Raw genomic sequence first — 18,514 nt, forward strand, 5'->3', positions numbered from 1 at the left:
ATGATGTACAAATATTATACGACAAGTAAAACATAAAATGACCGACGGGTCAAATTAATTCTCTTTTTATACGCTAATGTCCTGAACAACCCATTCAAAATGGCACCTAACAGGAAAAATATCATCTTTCAACTTTGTCCCGATATCCTCATTATTCACCACAAAAAAAACATCCTTTGATCTTTCGATCAGAGGATGTCCGCTATATATGAATCTATTCCACCGACGTTCGCCTTATGTCCGTTCGATCAGCAGTCGCCGTATGTTTAATTGTTATCCTCTCGCCTGTTCAGCCCCGAACGGTCGTTCTGTAAAATATTCTCGTTCGATCCAAGACTGCCAGTCTGCCGAATCTTCAGGCATGATCCACTCCGGGTAACGAGCATTCTCCGCACGTTCAAACCCTTTGCCCCCAAGCACGAAACGGATCTGAGGGAACTCGTCCTGAATTCGGCCAATCAACTGGTCGCAAGCTTCAACAAGTCCAGGGTTTGTGATGGATAGACAGACTAATTTGATTTTCTGCTCACGGAGGATTGGAAATACCCCTTCTTCCGGCGTATTGGCTCCGAGATACAGGACTTCTGCTCCATTTTTACGCATAAATAGAGAGAACAGCAGTAAACCAACCTGGTGATGCTCCCCTTCCGGACAAAGAGCCAGAACTTTGGGCAGATGCGGATAGATCGGGAACAGATGGAAAAACTGATAAAACCGCTGTGAAATCAGCTGTGTCATGAAGTGCTCCTGCGCTACCGTTGCACGCCCCTCTTCCCATGCGTCTCCAACCCGAACAAGAATCGGTACGAGCACATGGTAGAACATGCTGTCATATCCGTACATCGTGAAGCCAAAATCAATCAAACCGTTGGCACGCTCACCCTGAAAATGGTAAAGAGAGTCATAGATCTGATCTGCCATCTGTGCATAAGCCTCTTCCATCACAGGTACCGGTGGAACCATCGGCATGGCTGCAGCAGCTTCTGCATCGGGCACATTCGCTTTCCTGACCTTTAACATGCGTACAGCCTCGGAGATGCTGGCCTGATGCTGATCAATCTGTTCTTTCAGCCAGCGCAGATCCGCAATATTCTCTTCCGTGTACATGCGATAACCCGAATCCGTCCGCTCAGGGGTGACTGCATTATACCGACTTTCCCAAGCCCGGAGCGTGACCGCCTGAATGCCCAGCATAGCAGCGACTTGTTTGATGGAATACACGCGATTACCTACTTTCTCTCCATAAACGTTCTACAAAAATAATACGTTCATTATACACAACGGCTCTGCGGCTGTCGATTCATCCAAATCAAATTACCTGATTCGGCCTGTAACAGACCCTCATGTCACCCACACAACATCCGAATCATGTCTCCTGCGTCAACATCGCTATCCATGTGGTAATAAACGTCAGCAAACAGAAAAGGGGGAATCCACCGTTGGTTTCATTGCGCCGCCATACCTCTGACCGCAGATCTTCTCGTGGCAAATTTCCATACATACGCACAGCACTTGTATTACTTATCCTTTGGCTTATTGCGGTTATGCTCTATCAGACCTATAAACCGCTGCCGCCAGGCATCTCTTATGAAAGCCAGGAATACCGGGTGAAGAATATGGAGTTCCTTCATGATCTCACATACCCTTCTTCCGATGGACAGATGCAGCATGAACAGCAGATTTTTCAGCGCATGCTGCAGGTCGTCGAGGATGCAGAACAGTTTGTTCTGGTTGATATGTTTCTATTCAACAACTACCAGCACAAGGGGCAGAACTTCCCACCTGTCAGTCAAGAGTTTACCGATGCGCTCATTGCCAAAAAAATGAAGCATCCCGACATGGACATCTGGTTCATTACGGATGAAGTAAACACCAACTATAACTCCGCTCCCAATCAACTACTGGAAGAGATGAAACAGGCTGACATACAGGTCGTTGTCACTAATGATGATCCACTACGGGATTCTACACCGGTGTATTCTGCGGTCTGGCGCACGTTCTTCCAGTGGTTTGGTCAGTCCGGGAAGGGGTGGATTCCCAACCTGATGGCGACAGATGGTCCCGATGTCACGCTGCGTTCGTATCTAAAACTGCTGAACGTGAAGGCAAATCACCGCAAGGTGGTTGCCAGTGAAAAGACGGCTATTGTATCCTCAGGCAACATTCATGATCCCAGCGCGTACCATTCCAACATTGGATTTGAAGTCAACGGGCCAATCATTGGTGATATCATTCAATCGGAGCAGGCTGTTGTCGATATATCCGGTGGAGGTCAGCTGCCCACATATACCGATACTTCCGAGACCTCCCCGTCCGGGAAACCGAGCGAAAATGATGGACCTATTCGCCTGCGATATTTGACCGAAGGCAAAGTCAATGATGCTTTGCTGAGTGAGCTTAGCCAAGCGGAAAAAGGGGATACAATCTGGATGGGCATGTTCTATATCGCTTCACCCAAAGTACTGGAGGCATTACTGGACGCCTCGGAGCGAGGAGCCGACATCCGGCTTATACTTGATCCCAACGAAAATGCCTTCGGTCAGGAGAAGATCGGTATCCCCAATCGTCCTGTGGCCGCTGAGCTGCATGACAAATCGAACGGAAAAATCCAGATTCGCTGGTACAACACCACCAAAGAGCAGTACCATACCAAGATGATGTATATCGCGAAGGCTGCTGGAGATCATATCGTACTCGGCGGGTCAACCAATTTCACCCCCCGGAATCTGAATGATTATAATCTGGAAAATAACATTTGGGCTGCAGCCCCGGCAGACAATGCATTTACCGTCGACATTGCAAATTATTTCAAGCGTATCTGGACGAACGAGGATGCCGAGTTCACCTTGAATCTGGAGGAGTTTCAGGAGAAAACAACCTTCCTGAAAGGCATTCTGTACAAACTGCAGCTTATTCTCGGCTTTACTACCTTCTGATGATCGGCGCATTTGTACCCGTTGAACAAAAGGGTATTTACACGTTCACTTTTCAGGCTCTATCCGTTCTCTCCGTTTTGTGAATGGATCTGCTGAGCCCTATATAACGACTTCATATCACAACAAAATTCAAATTTATCCACTTAGCGAAATACATCCGTCTGCACTCTTCACGTGCGGCGGATGTATTTTCATTCTTGACATATAATATGAATCGTGAAAAAATGTTACCTAACGACCGTTAGGAAGGTGAATATAATGACTGCATATTCTATCCGGGATGCAGCCCTGTTTCATTTTGCAAGAGACGGCTACGAAGGGGCCTCGCTGAGAGCGATCGCTGATGAAGTCGGGATTAAGAAACCCTCTATATATGCGCATTTCAGCGGCAAAGAAGATCTGTTTATGAGCACGCTGGACCATGCATTTCATGAAGTACGTCGGCACACTCTGGAATATTTCCGGGATCATGCCCACCTGCCGCTGGAAGAGCGTCTGCGGGGACTGCTGGTGTGGTTTGAACAGGAATATCAGGATCATGCTTCTGCCAGGCTGATGCTCCGCAATTGTTATTATCCGCCGCCGGATCTGTACAGTCATGTGATGGACCTGGTGTATCCATTTCTGGATGGGATGGAGCGTACTTTATCCAGACTGCTGCAGCGAGCAATTCGCGAAGGAGATATTCCGCCTGTTTCTGCCGAACAGGCCGCCATCGCTTTTATGACATTTCTTGATGGCATTACGGTTGAGATTATCTACGGAAGCACACGTCGGTATAAACGACGCCTCGATGCGGCCTGGCCCGTCTTTTGGATTGGAATACACAGCATGAATAAAGAGGCACTTCCTGTTGTGCCAGAAGGAGATTAAACATCATGAACCGCAACTGGTTATACGTTTTTATAGGAGGAATCATTGAAATTGTCTGGGTCAGCGGATTGAAGCATGCCTCGAATGCCTGGGAATGGGCATTGACAGCAATCGCCATTATGATCAGCTTCGGGCTTATTATTGCCGCTGCCAAAAGACTGCCCGTTGGTACGGTCTACGCCGTGTTTACAGGGATTGGTACAGCCGGTACAGTGTTGACCGAAATGCTGCTGTTCGGTGAGCCGTTCCGTTTGACTAAAATGCTGCTGATCGGACTGCTCCTCTGCGGCGTCATTGGACTGAAGCTGGTAACAGACCAGCAGGAAAATCAGAAACCACAGGTTAAAGGAGGTGCCGTCTAATGGCATGGCTTGCAATTGTAGGTGCGGGAATCTGTGAAATTTTTGGGGTCATCGGCATTAACGGGGCTTCTACGCGCAAGGGCTGGCCTTATATTGTCCTGATGCTGGTATCGTTTGTGTTCAGCTTTTCGCTGTTATCCTATGCCATGACATCCATTCCTATGGGTACAGCCTATGCGGTATGGACAGGAATCGGTACGGTGGGAAGTACCGCAACGGGTATGCTTCTGTTTGGGGAGCGAAAGGAAGCGAAGCGGCTGCTGTTCATTGCGATGATTTTGGTGGCAGCGGTTGGATTGAAAATTATTACGTAATGTAATGCAGCATGAGGCTCATTATACATTCCGAAAGGCGACTTCAATCAGGAAGTCGTCTTTTTTAAGTACAATTTTTCAGGTAGAATATTTTAGGTATGATAGGCCGTTTGGGATATAATGTAATACGTGAGCAAATCTTGTTAGCTCAGCGGAATAAAGGAGGGGATTACTTGAAGAAAAAATGGTTGGTACGTATCAGTGCATACACGGGGTACTCCATTTTGATAGTACTGGCACTCTTCTATCTCGTCTCTCTGGCAGCAGTTCTCATGCTTGCTATTTTCGATTTTCAGGGAGCATAGTCTCTTTTCTTTTCTCTTACCTTCGCTCTGCCTCCACTTCATTAAACTTTGCTTCCTCTTCATTCTCTTGTCCTGAGGAGGCTTCAGAGCCTGTTCAATGCATTTTTTCCAGTTCACTCTCAGTCGAATTTAGGTTCGTTTTCACCCCCTGCATCGCGCACATTTGTAATCCCTCATTTACATCGTTTATACTTAGTTTGACCATAAAGTCAATTCAAGAACTCAAGAGTTCCCAGTGAGGTGAACGTACCCTTCATGAACCCGATCCATGGGATGAACGAAAAGAGAAAACTGATCATCACTACAGCGCTCAAGCTGTTTGCTGCCAAGGGCAGTGCCGCCACCTCCATGCAGGAGATTGCCGAGTTATGCGGGATGTCCAAAGGCAGCTTATATCTGATGTTCAAGTCCAAAGAAGAGCTGGAAGCGAGTACCCTGGAGTACTGTGTATACATTCTGATGGACGAGATGTCCCAGATTGAGCAGGAAACCAGCCTGTCATCCAGAGAGCGGCTGCAGAAACAGATCGAGGTGCTGCTGACACACGTCTCCGAATTAAAGGAATTTTTGCGCGTGCAGATGCGAAGCATGATGATGGACGATGAGCAGCTGCGTAAGGAACGCTGCACCCCTCAGCAAAGAGATATCGAGATTCGTACACTGCATTGGTTCAAAAGCAAGCTGGAGGACCTGTACGGCTCCGAGATTGAACCTTATACAATCGATCTCATCTTACTAACGAATGGGCTTCTTCTATCGTATGTGAAAATCTGGTTTACTGAAATGCCGAACCTTACGGTAAACAAAATGGCAGCCAACCTCCTGCTGTCGTTGGATTATGCAGCACAGGGTTATCTGCAGCATCGGCCCGTACCGCTCATTCCACTAGAGCAGTGGCCTGCCTGGATCGCCGAACCCCAATCGGATGTTACCATGCTGCGCCATCCTGCCCATATTCTGAAACAGATGCAGGATACTGCTTCAAGCGAGCTGCCTGCAGGACAATCCAGAAATGATGTACTTGAGACCCTTGCCATACTTAGGCAGGAGATCATGGAATTTTCCCCAAGACGCGCGATCATTCTCGGCATGATGCGTAACCTGGAAGGCGTGACTATCCTTAAACCTATGCACTCCGAGCTTCAGTACATTATGGATACCATGTATAACCGGTTTATCCAGGCTGACTCGTCACAAACATAAACAGGAGAAACAGAGAGGAGAAGTAACCAACATATGAAAGGAATTATTAACTTTTCACTGAACAACAAGTTTGCAATCTGGATTCTGACCATCATCATCTCATTCGCAGGTTTATACAGCGGAACGACGATGAAACAGGAGACCATTCCGAACATCAATGTACCGTTTCTGAATGTCACAGCGATTGATCCGGGTGCTGCTCCAGAAGGTATTGTAGAAGATGTCACCAAGCCGCTCGAACAGAAACTGCGCAACGTCGATGGTGTGAAGACAGTCACCTCCACATCAATGGAGAATGCAGCATCCATCACACTTGAGTTCGACTACGGAACCGATCTGACAAACGCAACCGCCACGGTCCGCGAAGCACTCAACGAGGTGCAGCTGCCGGACAGTGTGCAGAAACCAACGATCTCCAAATTCAGCATTAACTCATTCCCCGTTGTATCCCTGAGCCTGTCCGATAAAGACGGCGGTGATCTGGAGGAACTGACGCGACTTGTAGACTCAGACATCAAACCTGCCATCGAAGATATTGACGGTGTAGCGCAAGTTCAGGTTTCCGGTCAATACGTCAAAGAAGTGAAGCTGAAGTTTGACCAGGCCAAAATGGCTGAACTCGGACTACGCGAAGATACGGTGAACGGGATTGTGAAAGGTTCATCCATTCGTGTGCCGCTCGGCCTCTTCGAACTGGACAAATCGCAAAAAGCCGTAGTTGTAGACGGCAATATCATCGGTCTTGATGATCTGAAAAATCTGGCCATCCCCGTTGTGCCAAGCGGAGCTGGCGCTTCTTCCGGCCAGGGTGCTGGAGCGGCGGCAGAACAAGGTGCTGCTGCGCCAGGGGCTTCCCAAGGCGGCGGTGCTCAAGCAGGCCAAGCCACTGGGCAAACTGCCGATCCCTCGGCTCAAGCCGGACAGGATGCAGCAGGCGCTGTACAGGGGTCCAACCCCGCAGCGGGTCAAGCAGGCGGCGGAAGTGCTGCCGGAATTCCAACGATTAAACTGAGTGACGTTGCCAAGATCGAAGTCATTGGTCAAGCTGAGTCGATCTCCCGCACCAACGGCAAGGAATCTATCGGTATCTCCGTGGTAAAATCCAATGATGCCAATACGGTCGATGTCGTTAAGGCGGTCAAAAACAAAGCAGAAGAACTGCAAAAACAGTTTAAAAATGCTGAACTGACTATCCTGCTTGACCAAGGTCAGCCTATTCAGGATTCCGTGAATACGATGCTGGGCAAAGCCGTCTTCGGTGCCCTGTTCGCGATTCTGATTATCCTGCTCTTCCTGCGCAACATCCGTTCAACAATCATCTCCATCATCTCGATTCCGCTCTCCCTGCTCATGGCATTGACGGCGCTCGACCTGATGGATATTACATTGAACATGATGACTCTGGGAGCGATGACCGTTGCGATCGGCCGTGTTGTCGACGACTCCATCGTTGTTATCGAGAACATCTACCGCAGACTGACACTCAAAAATGAGAAACTGAAAGGCCGGGAACTGGTTCGTGAAGCCACTCGCGAGATGTTTATCCCGATCCTCTCCTCTACCATTGTTACGATTGCGGTATTCCTGCCGCTGGCTCTCGTTAGCGGTATGGTCGGAGAGCTGTTCATGCCGTTTGCCTTAACGATGGTATTCGCCCTGCTGGCATCCCTGCTGGTAGCGATCACGATTGTTCCAATGCTGGCACACAGCCTGTTCCGCAAAGGGATCAAGAACAAACAAAATCATGAGAAACCAGGCAAACTGGCTGAAAGCTACAAACGTCTGTTGAACTGGACCCTCTCACATAAGATCATTACCTTCGTTATTGCGGTTATCTTATTGGTCGGCAGTTTGTTCCTGTATCCATTCATCGGCGCAAGCTTCCTGCCGGAGCAGAAAGATAAATTTGTAACGATCACGTACAGCCCGGAAACAGGTTCACTTCGTGAAGATGTAGAAAAAGAAGCATTGGTTGCTGAGAAATGGCTGCTCAAACAGCCGGGTCTGGAGAAAATGCAGTATTCTATCGGCGGCGGCAGTCCACTCGCCAGTATGGGTGGAGGCGGCGGAAACTCGGCACTCTTCTACATTCAGTACAACAAAGACACGAAAGACTTCACCGATGTGAAAAAACAGCTGGTTGAAGGACTGCAGAAGGAAGTTACCAAAGGTTCATGGAAAGAACTCGACATGTCCGGCGGATTCGGCGGCAGCAATTTGAGTCTGTCCATCTACGGGGACAATGTGGAGCAGTTGAAGCCTGTAGCTGAAGAAGTTCTGAAGCTGGTTCAGGCGGACAAGAACTCTTTTGAAAAGGCAGGCACCTCCATCTCGGACACATACGGTCAATATACGCTGGTTGCCGATCAGGAGAAGCTGAGCAAGCTCGGTCTTACGGCAGGTCAACTGGCGATGACACTCAGTCCGGTACGGGAACGTCCGGTTCTCACGGAAGTCGACATCGATAACAAAACCTACAAAGTCTATGTTGAAACGGATAATAAAACATTCAGCAGCCTTAAGGATATTGAAAATGAAACAGTTACTTCACCACTGGGTATCCAGGTTCCAATTAAAGATGTAGCAAAAGTGGAAGAAGGTACTTCACCGAACTCCATCATGCGGATTGATGGCAAAGTGGTTGTACAGGTGACAGCGAACATTCTGGCATCCGATGTAACCAAAGCTTCGCAGAACCTGCAGGCAAGCATCGACAAGCTGAACCTGCCGGATGGCGTTGAAGTGAAGTTTGGCGGGACAACGGAACAGATTAATGATACGTTCACGCAGCTCGGTCTGGCGATGCTGGCAGCCATTGCAATTGTATACTTTGTGCTTGTCGTAACCTTTGGCGGCGGACTTGCACCATTCGCAATCCTGTTCTCCCTGCCGTTTACCGTAATCGGGATCATGGTTGGATTGTTCATCGCAGGAGGTACGCTCGACGTATCGGCTATGATGGGTGCATTGATGCTGATCGGTATCGTTGTTACCAACGCCATTGTACTGATTGACCGTGTTATTCATAAGGAAAATGAAGGACTCTCCACTCGTGAAGCACTGCTGGAAGCAGGGGCTACACGTCTGCGTCCAATCCTGATGACTGCTCTCGCAACTATCGGCGCTCTGCTTCCGCTGGTAACAGGTCTCGAAGAAAGCGCGGGTATCATCTCGAAAGGACTCGGAATTACCGTTATCGGCGGTCTGATCAGTTCCACACTGCTCACGCTTGTAATCGTGCCGATTGTGTATGAGTTCCTGATGAAGTTTAAAAAGAAAAAGATCGTAGATTAATGTGCATCGCAGCTGCGATGTGACATTTATCGCACTGGGAAGATTGTCCCTGATAGGTGCCGGAATGATTGTTTATTCCAGCGCCTGTCAGGTTTTTTTATTTCTTGGGGGACAGACATATGTCTCTAACCTAACGCCCTTGTCCTCACCTGCCTCCAACCCGCTCTGCCCCGCAGCCGCTGCTAAGCTATTCTCCTTTACAAACAGCGTATATTCATTTGTATTAATTGATGAAATATTCGGAAAATTGTACATATCCCCTCGTAATCACATGTGATTTCATGTATAACGTTGGATATAGACATAGAAAAGAGTATATGCAGTCGGCGGCACTGCTGTCATTCCAAGCAACAATTAGCTTGAACTCTCTGAAAACAAAACGATTCAATAGCTGTTCAAAATCCAGAAGTCGGGGTGGTTATGATGTTTGATTGGCTGGGATGGAGAAAAGGATTACCGCTGTGGTGGTCTTATCGGTTGAACGCACACCTGAAGCATGATGTAGAGCAGATTTTTGAAGGGATCGCTGAGACAAGAAGACAGATCATGATGGATTGGGCGAATGATCAGTGGAATCATCTGGATCGAATGCTTCACCAGATGGAATCAGAGATCACCCAAGACATGAAGCTTGAATCATCACGGACAGAGAAACTGAAAACCTGGCTTAAGGCAGGTTATACCCGATCACAGGATAGTACCGAATTGTTTTTACTCGACGAGCAGCATCAGGTTGTATTTTCTACATATCAGAAACATATAGGTCAACGCTATACTGCGCACGAGCATTCTTCTTTTGGACCCGGATTAAACTATGTGCTGACAGATACACCCGCCAGGAAATGCTTGTATGGCCCTTATTCAGATCCTCTTACGCTGGAGATCGGAGCACGCTCATCTACGTTTCATGACGCCATCACCCTGATGTTCATTGTCCCGATTGTACGTCATGGTAAATATTTAGGTGCATTATGCAGTCGTATTCCCGGTGATGTACTCGGTGATCTCATTCAGCGCGAATCGGGACATATCTATCCGGACTCGGGGGATAACTACCTGTTTATGGCTGCATCCGTACTGCGACCTGAACTGCAGCCGGGGACTGCCTTGTCACGGAGCCGCTTCGAAGATCGAACGTTTACCCATGGTGAAAACCTGAAAGACGGCGTAACCACCGACTGGGGTACTGTATGTGTGCAGGAGCATACGGAGCTTGAACTTATGTTCACAGACCCTTCCACGGGCCAATTACACCCGGGCGTATCGAAAACGATTCAGAATGGGTCCAACCTGTTCGCGGCTTATCCTGGTTATTCCGATTATCGCCATATTTCCGTCATAGGTAAGGGCATTACCTTTCAGCTGCCCCACTGCCCGGATCGCTGGGGCATGATGTGTGAAGGCGATCTGGAAGAGGTGTACCGCATACGCAGTATTGGATGGCGGCAATTCAAACAGCACAGCATCTATATTGTACTCTCCGCTTTACTTGCAGCTGCCCTGATCTTTGCTCTGACAGGAAGTGGTTGGAGCGCTGCTGCGATTGCCGGCTTTAATCTGATCTTCGGATTTTTTGGCGCACTGCAGCTTCATCGTAAACAGTACAACCGGGTACATGCAGACCTGCACCGCCTCAGTCAATTCATTCGAATTAATGCAGAGGGCAAGGGTGACCTGACCCAGCGTCTTGACACGAACGCTTTTGCTCAAGATGAATCTGGCGAGCTGGCGAAATGGATTAATAATATGATCGATTCTCTCGAAAGCATCATGCTCAAAGTACAGCGGGCCACAGAGGATGTGATGGATAATCAGCACCTCATGCGCACATCCACAGAGACAACCCAGGTTACTACAGATCGTGTTAATCTCAAGCTCGGTTCCATGATTCAGGCCATCCGCACCCAACTGCAGGATTTGGATCAAGCGAAGCAGGCTGCCGATCACATGCGTTTGACGCTGCAGCAGTTGGAGATGTCGGCAAGTGAGCAGATTGGGGTAGCCAGACAGGAAGTAGATCGCATCGGTGACAAAATGATTCAAATATCCAGCACCGTATCCGATACGAATCAGACAATTCTATCGTTCATCGGCACCATGAAAGACATCTATCGCGCCTTGGCGGTCATTGAAGAAATAGCCGCACAGACCAATCTGCTCGCACTGAATGCGACGATTGAAGCTGCTCGTGTCGGAGAACATGGGCGCGGCTTCTCTGTCGTCGCTGAAGAGATTCGCAAGCTTGCTGATGTGTCTCGCTCCTCGACAGAGGATATCCATCAAATTCTGGATCGCATTTCCAATGCTGCAGGCACAGCTTCCAAGCAGATTACCGAAGGAGATCAGGTGCTTGCAGAAGGGACTACTCTCGTTCAGGCCGCATCAGAGCTTCTCAAGAAAGCAACTGCGGAAGAAGCTGAGCGCACACAGGTAGTAGATGAAGTCGTGTTCCTGATGGAAAATATCGCGGCAATCAGCCACCAGAATCGTGCGACTTCCGCCGAAGTGGAAGCCGAGATGATGGCTTTGATTCAGGATATGCTGAAGGTGCAGCAATCTTCCCATGATGTAGAAACGATCACCCTGTTCCTGCGGCAGGTTGTCGGTCAGTTCCAGTTGAATCAGCCTGCCTGATTGCTGTCACCCGACGTCAGCATTGACGCGGATTGGAGAAATAGCTAAAATTTGATGCAGCTGCTGCTTTTATAATTGTCGTATCATTTTATATAGAAGATATCCAATCTGAACCGTTGAAAGGGTGGTCTGCATGGAACTGCTTCAGGATTCATTTGGCCGAATACATGACTACATCCGTATTTCCGTTACGGACCGCTGCAATCTGCGCTGCGTCTACTGTATGCCTGCGGAAGGCATGGAGTTCGCCCCGCATGATGAAATTATGAGCTACGAAGAAATTACGGAAGTATTGAAAGTGCTCGCCCCGATGGGTATGCGTAAGGTTCGGCTCACCGGTGGAGAACCGCTGGTACGCAAAGATCTGCATAAGCTGGTTCGTATGATCTCTGCTATCGACGGCATTGATGACATCGCACTGACCACCAATGCACTGCTGCTGGACAAACAAGCTCAGGCGTTGAAGGACGCAGGTTTAAACCGTATCAATATCAGCCTGGACTCGCTGCAGGCTGATCGGTTCTCGATGATCACACGTGGTGGAGATGTGAATAAAGTATTAAAGGGCATCGAGGCAGCTGCTGCCGTCGGTCTTGCACCGATTAAGCTGAATGTTGTGCTGATGAAAGGTATTAATGATGATGAAATCAAAGACTTCATCGCCATGACCATTGATCAGCCGCTGCATGTGCGATTTATTGAATATATGCCGATCGGACACGCTTCCGATTCCTGGCGCAAATCGTATTTACCGCTGGAGGCTGTGAGCGATGTCTGTAAAGAAGCGGGCTGGACGGTCGAGAATACAGAGGGCCCTGCCGGGAATGGCCCCTCTCGCAATATGCGTATTGCCGGCTCCCAAGGTACATTTGGTCTGATTCATCCCGTGAGTGATCACTTCTGTGATAACTGTAACCGGCTGCGCCTCACAGCTGATGGACATATTAAAGCTTGTCTGTACTGGTCAGATGAGTATAACGTCCGCCGTTATGTGGATGATCCGGATGCGATGGCAGCCCTCTTTCTAAAAGCACTCGGCACCAAACCGAAAAATCATGAGATGGCTATGGCACTGGAGAAAAAGATGCAATCTCATACCCCTACAGTACGGCGTATGTCACAGATTGGCGGATAGAAGTAAGACGTGAAACCAACTACGCAGGCTTTCAGCAAAATGAATGCTGCCGATCGGCTTTAGACCCAACCACCTTTACTAGTCCATATGTAATTAAAACAGACAGGAACGTCTTGTTCCGTCTGTTTTTGCATTTTTTATTCACTTATAAACAATCAAACCCTTTTTCTGATTCAAAAGTTTGCAGAAAATGTAATAGTCTTTATGCCTTTATCAGGTCTAAAATTTGCAAATTGATCTGACGATGTATAATATACACTCAGATGATATACACACATACTATAGGAGCTGACCTTATTGAACATCGTTGAAGCACTCGTTGCAGCAAGTCCTTATTTTAAAATTATGTTGAAGGAACATGATATCATGATTGCCGTAACCGATACCGAAAAATTCTGGTATTACGTTCCGAGCAGCGAGCTTGATCTTGGCATCAAGGCTGGAGATCCGATCTCCCTAGAAGACCCTACACTGCGCCGCGCACTTGTACATGGTGAGACTTCAGCCAATCGTATTGACGCCAAGTTTTATGGTACGGCTATTAATTCGGCTGCCACTCCGCTTTATGATGATGAAGGAAAGATTGCGGGTACGCTTGCTATAGGTTTTTCACTTCAAAACGAAGAAAAACTGGAGTACTTTACCAACCTGATTACAGGTATCAGCGGCAGGCTGTCGGATATGGTACAGACGGTAGCGGCACAATCCGAGCAGCTCACAGCATCCTCCACACAGATTCTGGACAATACCCGACTCGCTGTGAGAAACTCCAGTGAGGTCAACAAAGTGGCCGTATTTATCCGCGAGATTTCGGAGCAGACCAATCTGCTCGGCCTGAACGCAGCCATTGAAGCCGCACGTGCAGGTCAGGCAGGTGCCGGGTTCGGCGTTGTTGCATCCGAAGTGCGTAAACTGTCCACCGGAACCAAAGAGGCTACAGTAAACATCGAACGCTCTCTCAAGGATGTACAATCCTCCATTCAGCAGATGGAGCAGGAGATCACTTCCATTGCTCAGTCCAGCAATGAACAGTCAGAACTCGTAACCGAGTTCAGTGAGATTATTGACCATTTGAACGCAACAAGTCAGGATCTCAAAGTATTCATCGAATCCATGCTTCTAAAGGCCGAATAACCCATGTGTCAGACTCCCCATGTTTATGAAACGGGGAGTCTTTCTGAATGTGAAGCATTTCCGCCTATACCTTAGCTTAGGATCATGACCTATGAATACAAGAGCTTCCAGCACATCATCAGCGCAATTCCAACCATGATCAGAGCAGACAAGCGATTCAGTGCATACCGGACAGTCCCGGTACGGTCACGGCTCCCAACCAGTCTGCCTGCAGCTGCCAGCCCCGCAAACCAAACCCAGGATACCACCGACGCGGTCATTGCAAAATAAAATCGCTGTACCCCTTCATATTGAAGGGAACTGGTGCCAATGACAGCCACAGTATCCAGCAGCGCATGCGGATTAAGAAGGGATACCGAAGCGGCAAAAGCAATTTGCCGTCCCGCAGACATCGCCGCAGGGGCTTGATCCGGCGAAGCAGACGACTTCCACAATCCCCAGGCCATATAGAGCAAAAACAGGATGCCTGCCCCATATAGAGCATTTATCAAAAGCGGCCATTGAACTAAAATGAGGGACATGCCCCCAACAGCCGCACTAATCAGCAGTGCGTCACTGATCCCTGCTGTAACAACAGCAGGCAGTGCATGCAGGTATTTCTTCTGACTCAATCCTTGATTAAAAATAAAAACATTTTGAACACCCAGCGGCAGAATCAGGCCAAACGCCAGCACCACTGCATGGATAAATACTCCCATGTTCCATCCCCCTTATTTATCTCACCATAGTAGATGAATATACGAAAAACGTAACCAACCAATTGGATGGCATTGATCCCAACCAAATGGTATAGTGGACGGTACAAATAAGATGAGAGGTGACTCTAACTGAATGGGACGTGAACAATCCGATATTTCATCTAATCGCAGCTGGCAGCCAAACCCTGCGCTTGACTTGCCCTTGTATCGCCAGATCGAAGCTTATATCCGACAAAAAATCACAACTGGTGAATGGTCTGCCGGAACCCGTCTTCCTTCGCAGCGAACGCTGGCTGCATCGATGGGAGTAAACCGCAGCACGCTGGTTACCGCTCTGGATAACCTGACAGCAGCAGGTATGATAGAAGGGCGGCATGGCGGCGGAACTTATGTCTCCGGTTCGGGGTGGCACAGCATGGCCCATGCTGCTGTGCCCAACTGGAGTGAAGCTGCCGAGGAAGGCTGGTACTATCCGAATCTGCCTGAGATTCAGCAGATTAATCAGGCTGAGTTCAGGCCCGGCATTATTCGGCTGGGTACAGGTGAACTTGCACCGGACCAGATGCCTAATGAAGCGTTTAACGAGATTCTTCAGGCCATGTCCAGACGTACACGCACCCTTAACTACATCGAACCCCAAGGCAGTCTGCAGCTTCGAAAAGCATTATCCGTTCACTTACAGTCTGACGGCATTCAAGCTTCACCTGATTCGATTCTGATCGTGTCCGGCTCTCTCCAGGCACTGCATCTGATCTCGGTGGGACTGCTGCCTCGCGGATCGACTGTACTGCTGGAGAAACCATCTTATCTCTATTCTATTCATGCGTTTCAATCAGCCGGTTTGAAGCTGAGCAGTATTGCTGTGGATGAAGAGGGCTTACAACCGGGATTTTTGGAAGGCGCAATACAATCGGCAAAAAGGGTGAAAAGTGAACCAGGCATCGAATCCTTCCCGTTGCTGTATACCATTCCGAGCTTCCATAACCCTACAGGCAGCGTCATGAGTCTATGCCGCCGGGAAGAACTGATGTCCATTGCCCGCAGTTCTGGCATATCTATCCTGGAGGATGCAGCTTATCAAGAGCTGTGGCTGGATCAGCCTCCTCCACCTTCACTTAAAGCAGGTGATCAGGAGGGCCGCGTGCTGCATATGGGCACACTCTCCAAAGCCGTCAGTCCCGGACTTCGGCTCGGTTGGCTTGTCGGCCCTGTGCCCGTGATCCGCCGCCTTGCCGATATTAAAATGCAGACGGATTACGGCACCAGTTCACTTGCTCAGGAAGCAGCGGCACTATGGTTTGCGGAAGGCTATCATGCAAGCCATATGGAACGGCTAAGGTCCGAGCTGCGAAGACGCCGAGACCTCATGCTGGAGCTGCTGCATCGTTATTTTCAGGACATTGCGGATTGGACAACACCCAAAGGCGGTTTCTATATCTGGCTTCGGTTCACAGCCGATTCATTATCTATCCGCCGATTATTCCATGCCTGTCTGGAAAAAGACGTGCTGATCCATCCAGGTTACTTGTATGATCGGCTGGATGCGAGTCATATTCGCCTCTCTTATGCCTATGCTTCGCAAGATGAGATGGAGCGCGGACTGATTGTCCTTGCACAAGAAGCCCGCAAGCTAATGGCACCCAGCTTGTGAGAGGCAGCCCTATGCATTGCAAAATGGCAGTATATATGTCCTCCCGCTGCTCTTCTTATACACACCTTGCGCTTATTTTTGGTGCTCATCTGGGTTTCCCTGTCTTTCCATAAATGAGAATAGCCTTGAACTAACGGAGTACATCCGCAGTTCAAGGCAGTAAGCATGAGTTTTTATAAACTTAACTGTGAGGAGTTGGATTACAGGAACATGCCTCCCTGCCCGTTATCCTTTCACCGCACCCTCTGCAATACCCTCCATAATAAACTTCTGGAAGAACGCATAGATCAGAATGACTGGAATCGCAGTCAGGACAAGAGAGGACAGAATTAAAGGCCACTCCTTGTTGTACTCGCCAAACAGCATGTTCGTGGACAGAATCAGCGTATATCTGTTCACATCCGTCAGCATGAGCAGCGGAAGCAGGAAGTCGTTCCAGATCCATAGGAAGTCCAGAATTGCAATTGTCACCGTAATTGGCAGCAGCAGCGGGAAAATAATCTGAAAAAACGTCTGGAACTCGTTACATCCATCGATCTGAGCCGATTCTTCCAGTTCACGCGGAATGGACTTCACAAACCCGTGATAGAGGAAGATCGCCATATTCACACCAAGTCCGATATAGATTAGAGCCAATCCATAAGTACTTCCCTGCACTCCCATACCCTTTGCTACACGCGTCAATGGAATCATGATGGAATGGAACGGCACCAGCATAGAAGCGACAAACATGAAGAAGATCAGATTGCTAAGCCTGCCGGAAGTCCGCGACAGCTTGTAACCTGCAAGCGAAGCACAGAACACAATTCCCCCGATACCCAGAATCGACACAATCGCGGAGTTCAGCGAGCTGCCGAGCAGATTGATTTTGTTAAACGCATCCGTGTAGTTCTCCCAATGTAATGTGTTCGGCAGAGCGATAAACGATTGGAACATCTCACCCTGTGTTTTAAAAGAGTTCACTACAGCCATGTAGATCGGCAGCATGGCTAGCAGTGAGCCGAGAATCAATAACAGCCGAATCAGGTAGTTATTCAGTCGCTGCATTCTCATGCTTCCACCTCTTTTCTCTTCATAACGGTGATCTGGATGAGTGTAAAGATCAGTACGATGATGAACAGCACAACCGATTTGGCACTGGCATAACCGTATCTGAAGTTGTTGGAGAACGCTTCTTCATAAATATTCATCGTGATCACCTGTGTAGCCCGACCCGGGCCGCCGCCTGTCAATCCATAGACAACCTCGAACACTTTGAATGCCCCATTCAGTGTCAGGAAGAAACAGATTGTAATGGCGTGTGTAATCATCGGCAGTACTACGTTACGTAACACTTGAAACGCATTTGCGCCGTCAATGACCGCGGCTTCCTTAAGGCTTTTCGGTACACCCTGCAATGCAGCCAGGTAGATGATCATCATATAGCCCACACCGTTCCAAAGCGATACGATTAGAATCGAGTAGAAGGAGAACTTCGGATCACCGAGCCATTGTTGGTCGAGAAAAGAAACAGCCAGTTTCTCAGCCAGCTGCGGCAGCACCTGGGAAAAGATGAACGTCCACATGAATGCACTGATGATTGTACTGATCATGTTGGGCATGAAGAATAACGTGCGGAACAACCCTTTGCTGCGTGTACGTGACTCAATGAACACGGCGAGCAGCAATGCAATGACATTTTGCAAAATCAGCATAAAAATAACATATTTCATCGTAAACCACAGCGAGTTGAGGAAGTCCGGATCTTCCTTAAACAATTCCACAAAGTTCCCCAGCCCGATAAAGCTGTAGTCCCGGTTTAAACCGTTCCAGTCCGTCAAGCTGTAGAACATCCCGCTAAACGTCGGGTACAGCAGGAAAATCGCATAGATTACAAAGGCTGGCGCTGTGAACGCGAGCAGTGAAAGATACTTTTTGAACACATTCGTAGCCATAACTTCTCCCCCTTTTTGCACAGCGGATGAAGGTTAACGGG

General features: G+C 48.6%; 15 protein-coding genes. 11 read left to right on the forward strand and 4 right to left on the reverse strand.

Annotated elements, in window-relative coordinates:
* Window positions 1-273: 273 nt before the first annotated feature.
* On the reverse strand, window positions 274-1,221 hold the full coding sequence (locus MKY97_RS26395; protein WP_342553104.1) for a MerR family transcriptional regulator: 948 nt from the start codon (window positions 1,219-1,221) through the stop codon (window positions 274-276).
* Window positions 1,222-1,439: 218 nt separating this feature from the next.
* On the opposite strand from MKY97_RS26395, the gene MKY97_RS26400 reads away from it, so the two are divergent.
* The 10 genes from MKY97_RS26400 (at window position 1,440) to MKY97_RS26445 (ending at window position 14,190) form a co-directional block, all read left to right on the forward strand.
* Complete coding sequence (locus MKY97_RS26400) at window positions 1,440-2,936, forward strand: phospholipase D family protein (protein ID WP_342553105.1); 1,497 nt, start codon at window positions 1,440-1,442, stop codon at window positions 2,934-2,936.
* Window positions 2,937-3,194: 258 nt separating this feature from the next.
* Window positions 3,195-3,809 carry a TetR/AcrR family transcriptional regulator gene (locus MKY97_RS26405; protein ID WP_342553106.1) on the forward strand — a complete coding sequence of 205 codons (615 nt, stop codon included), beginning with the start codon at window positions 3,195-3,197 and terminating at the stop codon, window positions 3,807-3,809.
* 5 nt (window positions 3,810-3,814) lie between these two features.
* On the forward strand, window positions 3,815-4,171 hold the full coding sequence (locus tag MKY97_RS26410) for a multidrug efflux SMR transporter (protein WP_342553107.1): 357 nt from the start codon (window positions 3,815-3,817) through the stop codon (window positions 4,169-4,171).
* Window positions 4,171-4,485, forward strand: coding sequence for a multidrug efflux SMR transporter (locus MKY97_RS26415; RefSeq protein ID WP_342553108.1), 315 nt, complete (start codon window positions 4,171-4,173; stop codon window positions 4,483-4,485). Before MKY97_RS26410 ends, MKY97_RS26415 begins: the two co-directional genes overlap by 1 nt.
* A 173-nt stretch (window positions 4,486-4,658) precedes the next feature.
* Window positions 4,659-4,790: a hypothetical protein gene (locus tag MKY97_RS26420; protein ID WP_342553109.1), complete on the forward strand. Its 132-nt coding sequence runs from the start codon at window positions 4,659-4,661 to the stop codon at window positions 4,788-4,790.
* 255 nt (window positions 4,791-5,045) lie between these two features.
* Window positions 5,046-5,993, forward strand: coding sequence for a TetR/AcrR family transcriptional regulator (locus tag MKY97_RS26425; RefSeq protein WP_342553110.1), 948 nt, complete (start codon window positions 5,046-5,048; stop codon window positions 5,991-5,993).
* A 33-nt stretch (window positions 5,994-6,026) separates the two neighbouring features.
* Complete coding sequence (locus MKY97_RS26430) at window positions 6,027-9,287, forward strand: efflux RND transporter permease subunit (RefSeq protein WP_342553111.1); 3,261 nt, start codon at window positions 6,027-6,029, stop codon at window positions 9,285-9,287.
* Between the two features lie 420 nt (window positions 9,288-9,707).
* On the forward strand, window positions 9,708-11,921 hold the full coding sequence (locus tag MKY97_RS26435) for a methyl-accepting chemotaxis protein (RefSeq protein WP_342553112.1): 2,214 nt from the start codon (window positions 9,708-9,710) through the stop codon (window positions 11,919-11,921).
* 133 nt (window positions 11,922-12,054) lie between these two features.
* Window positions 12,055-13,056, forward strand: coding sequence for a GTP 3',8-cyclase MoaA (gene moaA, locus MKY97_RS26440; RefSeq protein WP_342553113.1), 1,002 nt, complete (start codon window positions 12,055-12,057; stop codon window positions 13,054-13,056).
* Window positions 13,057-13,353: 297 nt separating this feature from the next.
* The gene (locus tag MKY97_RS26445) at window positions 13,354-14,190 is read left to right on the forward strand and encodes a methyl-accepting chemotaxis protein (protein WP_342553114.1); all 837 of its coding nucleotides are present in this window, start codon (window positions 13,354-13,356) and stop codon (window positions 14,188-14,190) included.
* A gap of 89 nt (window positions 14,191-14,279) precedes the next feature.
* Here MKY97_RS26445 and MKY97_RS26450 read toward each other — a convergent pair whose 3' ends face one another.
* On the reverse strand, window positions 14,280-14,888 hold the full coding sequence (locus tag MKY97_RS26450) for a LysE family transporter (RefSeq protein WP_342553115.1): 609 nt from the start codon (window positions 14,886-14,888) through the stop codon (window positions 14,280-14,282).
* Window positions 14,889-15,021: 133 nt separating this feature from the next.
* Between MKY97_RS26450 and MKY97_RS26455 the strand changes: the two genes are divergently transcribed.
* Window positions 15,022-16,539, forward strand: a complete 1,518-nt coding sequence (locus tag MKY97_RS26455) for a PLP-dependent aminotransferase family protein (RefSeq protein WP_342553116.1) — start codon at window positions 15,022-15,024, stop codon at window positions 16,537-16,539.
* A 225-nt stretch (window positions 16,540-16,764) separates the two neighbouring features.
* Here the strand turns inward: MKY97_RS26455 and MKY97_RS26460 are convergent, their stop codons facing one another.
* Window positions 16,765-17,592 (reverse strand): carbohydrate ABC transporter permease, encoded by an 828-nt coding sequence (locus tag MKY97_RS26460; RefSeq protein WP_342553117.1) that lies wholly within the window; start codon window positions 17,590-17,592, stop codon window positions 16,765-16,767.
* Window positions 17,589-18,473 carry a sugar ABC transporter permease gene (locus MKY97_RS26465; RefSeq protein WP_342553118.1) on the reverse strand — a complete coding sequence of 295 codons (885 nt, stop codon included), beginning with the start codon at window positions 18,471-18,473 and terminating at the stop codon, window positions 17,589-17,591. Before MKY97_RS26465 ends, MKY97_RS26460 begins: the two co-directional genes overlap by 4 nt.
* Window positions 18,474-18,514: the final 41 nt, after the last annotated feature.

This window comes from Paenibacillus sp. FSL R7-0652, from assembly GCF_038595045.1.
In the GTDB taxonomy this organism is placed as follows: Bacteria; Bacillota; Bacilli; order Paenibacillales; family Paenibacillaceae; genus Paenibacillus.